General features: G+C 33.7%; 6 protein-coding genes. 3 read left to right on the forward strand and 3 right to left on the reverse strand.

Features of this window, described 5'->3' with window-relative positions; all coding sequences use genetic code 11:
• Both ABD745_RS02975 and ppk1 read right to left on the reverse strand, forming a co-directional pair.
• A partial coding sequence (locus tag ABD745_RS02975; protein ID WP_344824942.1) for a Ppx/GppA phosphatase family protein occupies nt 1–877 on the reverse strand: 877 nt, incomplete at its 3' end.
• Entirely contained in the window at nt 874–2,946 is a 2,073-nt protein-coding gene (ppk1, locus tag ABD745_RS02980; protein ID WP_344824945.1) for a polyphosphate kinase 1, read from the reverse strand. The genes ppk1 and ABD745_RS02975, both read right to left, overlap by 4 nt.
• Nucleotides 2,947–3,422: 476 nt before the next feature.
• Here ppk1 and dnaK point away from each other — a divergent pair, with 476 nt between their 5' ends.
• Nucleotides 3,423–5,315 carry a molecular chaperone DnaK gene (gene dnaK / locus ABD745_RS02985; protein WP_344824948.1) on the forward strand — a complete coding sequence of 631 codons (1,893 nt, stop codon included), beginning with the start codon at nt 3,423–3,425 and terminating at the stop codon, nt 5,313–5,315.
• A gap of 461 nt (nt 5,316–5,776) precedes the next feature.
• Nucleotides 5,777–6,988, forward strand: a complete 1,212-nt coding sequence (locus ABD745_RS02990; RefSeq protein ID WP_344824952.1) for an alpha/beta hydrolase-fold protein — start codon at nt 5,777–5,779, stop codon at nt 6,986–6,988.
• 184 nt (nt 6,989–7,172) lie between these two features.
• On the opposite strand, the gene ABD745_RS02995 is transcribed toward ABD745_RS02990, so the two are convergent.
• The gene (locus tag ABD745_RS02995) at nt 7,173–7,739 is read right to left on the reverse strand and encodes a hypothetical protein (RefSeq protein ID WP_344824955.1); all 567 of its coding nucleotides are present in this window, start codon (nt 7,737–7,739) and stop codon (nt 7,173–7,175) included.
• Between the two features lie 138 nt (nt 7,740–7,877).
• Between ABD745_RS02995 and ABD745_RS03000 the strand changes: the two genes are divergently transcribed.
• Nucleotides 7,878–8,393 carry a thioredoxin family protein gene (locus ABD745_RS03000; RefSeq protein ID WP_344824958.1) on the forward strand — a complete coding sequence of 172 codons (516 nt, stop codon included), beginning with the start codon at nt 7,878–7,880 and terminating at the stop codon, nt 8,391–8,393.
• Nucleotides 8,394–8,403 lie beyond the last annotated feature (10 nt).

An 8,403-nucleotide genomic window follows, 5' to 3' on the forward strand; every position in this document is an offset into this window, starting at 1 on the left:
TGTCGTGTAATTGACTGTAAATATTGTGTATCAATCCGTCCGCAACGGATATTTTCGGAACAAAAATCCTATTAATTTCCGACCATGTCATTACATTGTTGAAAATCTTCAAGGCATGAGCCAAAACATCGGCTCTGTCTTCTCGCATATTGTGTTTTGTCATTCTTTCTTCAACGGTAAGGTCGTCAAATTCTTTATGGACTTTTTTCAGGTGAGATAACGACATGGGTTTACCATCTTTAGTTTTGCTCATTGAAAAAACTTTGTTGATGTTTCCTCCCGAACCGATCGCTACAATTGGTTTTTTGCTGTTGATATTTTTCCTGATTTCTTCTTTCATATCTTTCCAGTTATCAGGTGTTACCAAATTGTTCAGCAAACGGATTGTCCCGATATTGAAAGATTTTTCGTACTTCATTTTCCCGTTTTCATAGAAAGTGAGCTCTGTAGAACCTCCTCCAACATCAATATATAAATAGGCGAATTCCTTGTCAAGTCCTTCTGCAACATGGTTTTCAAAGACTAAAGTTGCTTCTTCGTCACCGGTAATGATTTCTATATTAATTCCTGAAGTTTTCTTTACTTCTTCAATAATATTTTGCCCGTTTGCGGCATCACGCATTGCACTCGTAGCACAGGCTCTGTAATGTTCGACTTTATAAATTTTCATTAAATCACTGAAAATCTTCATCGAGTCGATCACCATTTTTTCCCTTTCTTCACCAATTTTTCCAAGGGTGAAAACATCCATTCCCAATCTTAGAGGTATTCTCAAAAGATTAAGTTTAATGAATTCGGGCTGTCTATTATTGATTTTTACTTCATTAATCAATAATCTGGCTGCATTACTTCCTATATCTATGGCTGCAATCTTCATTTTTTATTCGTTTTAGCGTGTAAATATCTGTATGTTTCAATCTGAGAACGGCATTTTTCTTTATCATTGTGAATATACTCGTTGCTCAATTTTTTGTCTAAAATACGAGCTTTTACATTATCTCTCAACTGTATGTCGAGAATATCTTTCAATTCTTTCTTCAGGCTTTTGTCGGTGATCTTTGCTGCAGCTTCAATTCTGTAATCCAGGTTTCTGGTCATCCAGTCGGCAGAAGAAATATAGATGTCTTCTACACCTTTATTATAGAAATACATTACTCTGGCGTGCTCCAGATATTCATCCACAATACTTATTGCTTTGATTTTTTCTTTAAAATCTTTTTGATTAATTGCACAATAAATTCCTCTCACAATCATTCTGACAACCACTCCTGCTTGTGCCGCTTCGTATAACTTTTGAATTAAAGCTCTGTCGCTTACAGAATTGGCTTTAATGATCATTTCTGCTTTTCTTCCTGCTTTAGCTTCTTCAATTTCTTTGTCGATATGGTGAACAATTTTTTCACGCATAAACTGAGGACAAACTAAAAGGTTTTTACAGGTTTTCAGAATAGTAAGGAAGTCGTCTTTTGGTTTTTTTAAGACATTAAATACCTTATTAATATCCGCCATTACGCCACGATCTGCAGTCATTATTAAATGATCACCGTAAATTCTTGCCGTTTTTTCGTTGAAATTTCCAGTGCTGATGAAGCCATACTGAATGGTTTTGTTGTGCGATCTTTTTTTGATGACACAAAGTTTTGCATGAACTTTTTTATTAGGAATTCCTACCAAAACAGTGATTCCTTCCGGCTCCAGCATTTCTTTCCATTCCAGGTTGGATTCTTCATCGAATCTTGCCTGAAGTTCAAGCATTACCGTCACTTCTTTACCGTTTCTTGCAGCATAAATCAAAGCATTAATGATTTTTGAGCTGCTTGCCAGACGATACGCCGTAATCTGAATAGATTTTACATCCGGATCCATCGCTGCTTCACGGAGAAGGTCGATCACCGGATTATACTTGTGATAAGGGAAAGTAAGAAGAACGTCATGTTTTAAAATAACATCTGTAACTCTTTCGGTGTTTTCAAAAGCGGGGTGCGTAAAAGAAGTCCTTTCCACAGGTCTTTCATATTTTTCGAAAACATCGGGAAAATCCATGAAATGTTTAAAATTATGAATCTTTCCGCCCGGAATAATACTGTCTTTCTTGCTTAGGTTTAATTTGCGGATAAGCAGTTCAAGAAGTGCTTTATCCATATCTTTATCGAAAACGAATCGTGTAGGTTTCCCTTTTCTTCTGTTTTTAAGTCCTTTTTCGATTTTTTCTGCGAAATTTGTCCTGATATCGTTGTCAAGATCCAACTCGGCATCTTTTGTTATCTTGAACGCATGAGCAGAAAATTCATCATACCCAAAATAAGAGAAAATATGCGGTAAGTTGAAGGTAATTACGTCTTCCAGAAGCATTACGTTTTTTTCCTCCGGATCTTCTGTCGGTAACAGAACAAATCTGCCCACAAAACGCGACGGAATTTCAATAATAGCATAATTGCTGGAATATTGCCAGTCTTTTTTTCTCATCGCAACACCCAGATAAAGACTTTTGTCTCTGTAATAAGGCATCGGCGTATTTTCATGCAGAAGAATAGGAATCACGTTGGATTCTACTACTTCATCAAAATATTTTCGGACAAAATCTTTCTGTTTTGGAGTAAGGTTTTTTGAATTTTTGATCGAAACTTTCTGCTCACTCATTTCAACCTGTATTTTTTTCCAGGTTTTGTCGAAATTGAGCTGTTGTCTCATCACAATGTCATTGATATTCTGAAGGATTTTGGATGGAGGCTGATAAAATGACTCAGCGATTACCTTTTCCTTGAAATCCATCGCACGCTTTAATCCGGCAACCCGCACTCTGAAAAACTCGTCTAAATTGTTTGAAAAAATTCCAAGAAAGCGAATTCTCAGATGTAAAGGCACTTTCTCGTCCATGGCTTCCTGCAGAACTCTTTCATTGAAAGCAAGCCATGTAATATCTCTCGGATTAAAATGTAATGACATTCGTTAGTTTATAATTTGTCAAAAATAATCATTCAGCGTGTCTCAGAGGGTTTTTCAACGTTAAGGTTTGATTAAATTTTAATATATTGAATAATCCTGAGCATGAGAAACTTTTATTTTTTTGTTGTAAGAGATTAAAGTTATTAAAAACAAACGAAAAATTAAAGTACCGATTATAATTTTTGTAAAATCAAGATAAAAAATAAAATAGAAGAAGCTGAAAACAGAAAGTGACAAAAATGATCAGAAACTTCCATAATTGCTTTGAATTAATGACAAAACAGCAATCATTAAATAAATGATGTTTAATAAGGATTAAACCAAAATATTTAGTATTATTTTATTTTTAGAACAAGATTAATACTATATTTTAATTATTAAACATGTCAATTTGTCACAAAATTTTGAATGGTATAAATATTGAGAAATACTGAATGTAAATTAAAATTTAAAAAATTAGAAAAAATATAAATATTATGAGTAAAATAATTGGAATTGACTTAGGAACAACCAACTCTTGTGTTGCTGTAATGGAGGGTAAAGACCCTGTTGTTATTCCTAACGCAGAAGGTAAAAGAACGACTCCTTCTATCGTAGCATTTACAGAAGATGGTGAAAGAAAAGTAGGAGATCCTGCTAAAAGACAGGCTGTAACAAATCCAAAGAAAACCGTATACTCTATTAAAAGATTTATCGGAACTCACTTTAAAGAAGATGCTAAAGAAATTTCAAGAGTACCTTACGAAGTAGTATCCGGACCAAATGACACTGTAAAAGTAAAAATCGACGATAGAGAATATACTCCACAGGAAATTTCTGCAATGACGCTTCAGAAAATGAAGAAAACTGCTGAAGATTATCTTGGACAGGAAGTTACAAGAGCGGTAATCACTGTTCCTGCATATTTCAACGATGCACAAAGACAAGCAACCAAAGAAGCTGGTGAAATTGCTGGCCTTAAAGTAGAAAGAATTATCAACGAGCCAACTGCTGCTGCGTTAGCTTACGGTTTGGATAAATCTCATAAAGATCAAAAAATCGCTGTGTATGACCTTGGTGGTGGTACTTTCGATATCTCTATCCTTGATTTAGGAGACGGTGTATTCGAAGTATTGTCTACAAACGGAGATACACACTTAGGAGGTGATGACTTTGATGACGTAATCATCAACTGGATGGCAGACGAATTCAAAGCTGAAGAAGGGGTAGAATTAAAATCTGATGCAATTGCACTACAGAGATTAAAAGAAGCTGCTGAAAAAGCAAAAATCGAATTATCTTCTTCTCCACAAACGGAAATCAACCTTCCATATATTACAGCTACGGCTACAGGTCCTAAACACTTGGTTAAGACTTTAACTAAAGCTAAATTCGAGCAGTTATCTGCAGACTTGGTAAAAAGATCTATGGATCCTGTTGCTAAAGCATTGAAAGATGCAGGTTTATCAACTTCTGATATCGACGAAGTAATTTTGGTAGGAGGTTCTACAAGAATCCCGATCATTCAGGAAGAAGTAGAAAAATTCTTCGGTAAAAAACCTTCAAAAGGTGTTAACCCGGATGAAGTTGTAGCAATCGGTGCAGCTATCCAAGGAGGTGTATTGACAGGTGATGTAAAAGATGTTCTTTTACTAGATGTTACACCACTTTCTTTAGGTATCGAAACAATGGGTTCTGTATTTACTAAATTAATTGAAGCAAATACCACAATCCCAACGAAAAAATCTGAAGTATTCTCTACGGCTTCTGACAATCAGCCGGCTGTAAGCATCAGAGTAGGACAGGGTGAAAGACCAATGTTCAACGATAACAAAGAGATCGGTAGATTTGATTTAACAGATATTCCACCAGCTCAAAGAGGAGTTCCTCAGATTGAAGTAACTTTCGATATTGATGCTAATGGTATCCTTAGCGTTTCTGCTAAAGATAAAGGAACCGGTAAAGAGCAGACTATTAAAATTCAGGCATCTTCAGGTCTTTCTGACGAAGAAATCGAAAGAATGAAGAAAGAAGCTCAGGAAAACTCTGCAGCAGATGCTAAGAGAAAAGAAGAAGTTGAAATTTTCAACAAAGCTGACGGATTGATCTTCCAGACTGAAAAGCAATTGAAAGAGTTTGGTGATAAATTGTCTGCAGATAAAAAAGCGGCAATCGAAACAGCTCACACAGAATTAAAAGCAGCTTTCGAAGCTAAAAACGGAGATGATGTGAAAGCTAAAACAGAAGCTTTAGATGCAGCTTGGATGGCAGCTTCAGAAGAAATGTATGCAGCAGGACAAGGTGCTCAGGGTGCAGATGCAGGAGCTCAGAATGCTGGAAATGCAGGAGGTGAAGATGTACAGGATGCAGACTTCGAAGAAGTCAAGTAAGTAGCAATTATCATCGATTAATATCGATCGAAATAAATTAGCAAATCGCTGTAAATATTACATTTACAGCGATTTTTTTGTTTTGTATTTTTTATTAATAGTTGATTTTAATCGATTTTTGTTGTGATTTTGTATCCTATTTTTTAGCACCTATTTTAGTGCCTAAAAATGTAAAACTCTGTAAATTATTAATTTACAGAGTTTTTTGTGGAGTTGGAGGGAGTAAAACCTTTCTACTTAAAGAATTTTGAACAGGAATTTGCTTTATGAAGATTATTAACCAAATGTTTAGTCAATTATCTGACTACTAAGGATATTCATCGATTTTTAATATCAAAATTCATACTGTCAAATTTCTTGAAATCCTTTACTGAAGGTAGTTTCTAAAAATAAATTTTTTCTTTAAAGTTGGTAGTTTATATATCTTTGCAGCCTAAATTTAAAATACTTTAATTAAAACTATGAAATCATTTTGCAGTTCTCTCATCTTACTTTTATTTTCATTCTTTGTTCAAGCACAAAATTACGATCGCTTTAATACTGGATTTTCAGAAACGATATCTTCAAAGATATTAGGCGAAGATCGGGAAATTCTTATACATATCCCAAATAGTAATGGTGGAAGCAAAATAAAAGACAGAGGTAATTATCCGGTAATTTATTTACTGGACGGTAATGATAATTTTAATAGTGTCGTAAGTATTACCGAGCATATGGAAGAAACAAGCCTAGCTCCGCCAATGATTGTAATTGGGATAGTACATTCTAATAGAATGAGTGAGCTGACAACAGGCTCTGATGAAGAGTTTAAAGGATTTGTCGGTAAAGGAGAAAATTTTATGTCTTTTGTTGAAAAGGAGCTTATTCCTCATATTGATTCGACTTATCCCACCACATCATATAAGACGTTTATTGGTCATTCAGTAGGAGGTTTGACAGTGATTAATACATTACTTCACAAACCTGATTTGTTTAATTCTTATGTTTCTTTAGACGGAGCATTGTGGTGGAATAAGGCAAAGGTGGTAGAGGATGCCAAAAGTATTTTAGCCAAGCAGAATTATCAGGGAAAGACATTGTATATGGCGATGGCCAACCGGTTGGAAAAAGGAGTTGATACATTAAGTGTGATGAAAGATACGAGCGGTAATACAGCTCTTATCAGGGCAAACTTAAGGTTTATAGAGGAACTTAAAAAATCGAATCAAAATCAACTGCGCTACAAATATAAATTCTACGAAGATGATAATCATCCATCAGTAAGGCTGATTGGTGAATATGATGCACTTCGATATATCTTTGATTTTTATCGTCTTAAGATTTATGACAGTGAGATGGACGATCCCAACTTTAAATTAGATTCAATAGTAGTTGCACACTACGAAAATGTATCTAAACAAATGGGGTATATTGTGAAACCAAATGAGAATTTGGTCAATAATTTCGGGTATCAAATGATGGCCAATAAGCAATTCAAAAAAGCAGAATCATTATTTAAGCTAAATATTATAAACAATCCCAAAAGTGGGAACTGCTACGATTCTATTGGGGATCTATACCTTGCCACAGGAAACAAAGCAAAGGCAATAGAGTCATTTAAGAAAGCGTTGACACTAAAAGAAATTCCAGAAACAAAAGGAAAGTTAGAAACTTTGTTGAAAGAAAAGAAATAAAATTCTATACTTCACATCTTTACTAATACTATTCATTTTGTATCTTATCTGTACCTTGAAATTGTAACTATTTGTTTATCAGTATTGGTTATTTTCGAAGAAATAAAATAAGCAGTCAAAGACTGATAAAATAGAAATCCCCGAGCGTAAGCGAGGGGATTTTTTTGTTTAATTGAGTGAAAGATTATTTCTCAGAATCTATTTTTTCAATTTCTGCTAAATAAAATTCTATGCTTTTCATAGATATTTTTTTACAATCTTTTTCAATTTGTTTGAGTGCTTTTTTCATATTGGTTGAAAGTGTATTGTTTTTTAATTCGGCTCTGAATTCATTTCTTATTGTAAACAGATATTTTTTAGAGCTGATATGACTTTTCAGCAACTGTGTGATATTGCTTCTTGAAATTACACAGCCGGATTGATATCTAATTGTAAAAGGATTTTCAGAATGATATTTATAAATTTCTAAAAATCTATTATCTTTCCTTTCAAATAATTCTGTACTGGAGTAAAATTTCAATGAATTACTCCCATTTCTGGCAAAATAATAAAGTTCATCATTTGTAGCAATTGCAGATAATTTTTTAAAATAATCATAAACAATACTTTTCTCTCCGGCAATTCCAATATTAGAGGATTCGGCATAGGAGATTGAATCCAACGGTTTAGCTAATTCTTTTACCTTGTGAGAAAGCTGTGCTTGTAAAAAACAAATTTGAAAAAAAGAGAGTATGAAAATTTTTAATTTCATATTTAAAAATGTTTACAAACAAATATAAATGATTTCTTTATTCTTGAGAAAATCATTTTAATGTGAATAAATTTTGTTTTGCCACATCAAAAAAATCTTTACATTAGTATAATTTTTAACCACTAAAATCAAATTCAAATGAAATTGTCTAAAATATTGATCGTATTAGGATTATTCTTATTTCAATTAAACTTCGCTCAGGAAAAAGCTGATGTTGTACTAAACAAAGCTCTTACCGAAGCTAAATCAACAAATAAAAACGTACTTCTTGTGTTTCATGCTTCATGGTGTAAATGGTGCCACGTAATGGAGAAAAATATGAATCTGCCTGAAACAAAACCGATTTTTAGTAAAAAATTCGTTACAGCTTATGTTGACGTTCAGGAAACGGGAGAAAAGAAAACACTTGAAAACCCCGGAGGAGAAGAGTTGATGAATAAATATAAAGGAAAAGATGCCGGACTTCCGTTCTGGTTGGTTATAAATCCGAAAGGTGAAGTTCTTGCAGATTCATTTAATGATAAAAATGAAAATCTTGGATGTCCTTCAACGGCTGAAGAAGTGGATACTTTTGTTGCAAAACTGAAGAAATCTTCGAAAATGAACGACAGTGAACTTCAGACAATACAAAAAGTTTTTACAAAAAAGAATTAAATAATAACGG

It is taken from the genome of Chryseobacterium ginsenosidimutans (assembly GCF_039536845.1).
GTDB classification, from domain to species: Bacteria; Bacteroidota; Bacteroidia; order Flavobacteriales; family Weeksellaceae; genus Chryseobacterium; species Chryseobacterium ginsenosidimutans_B.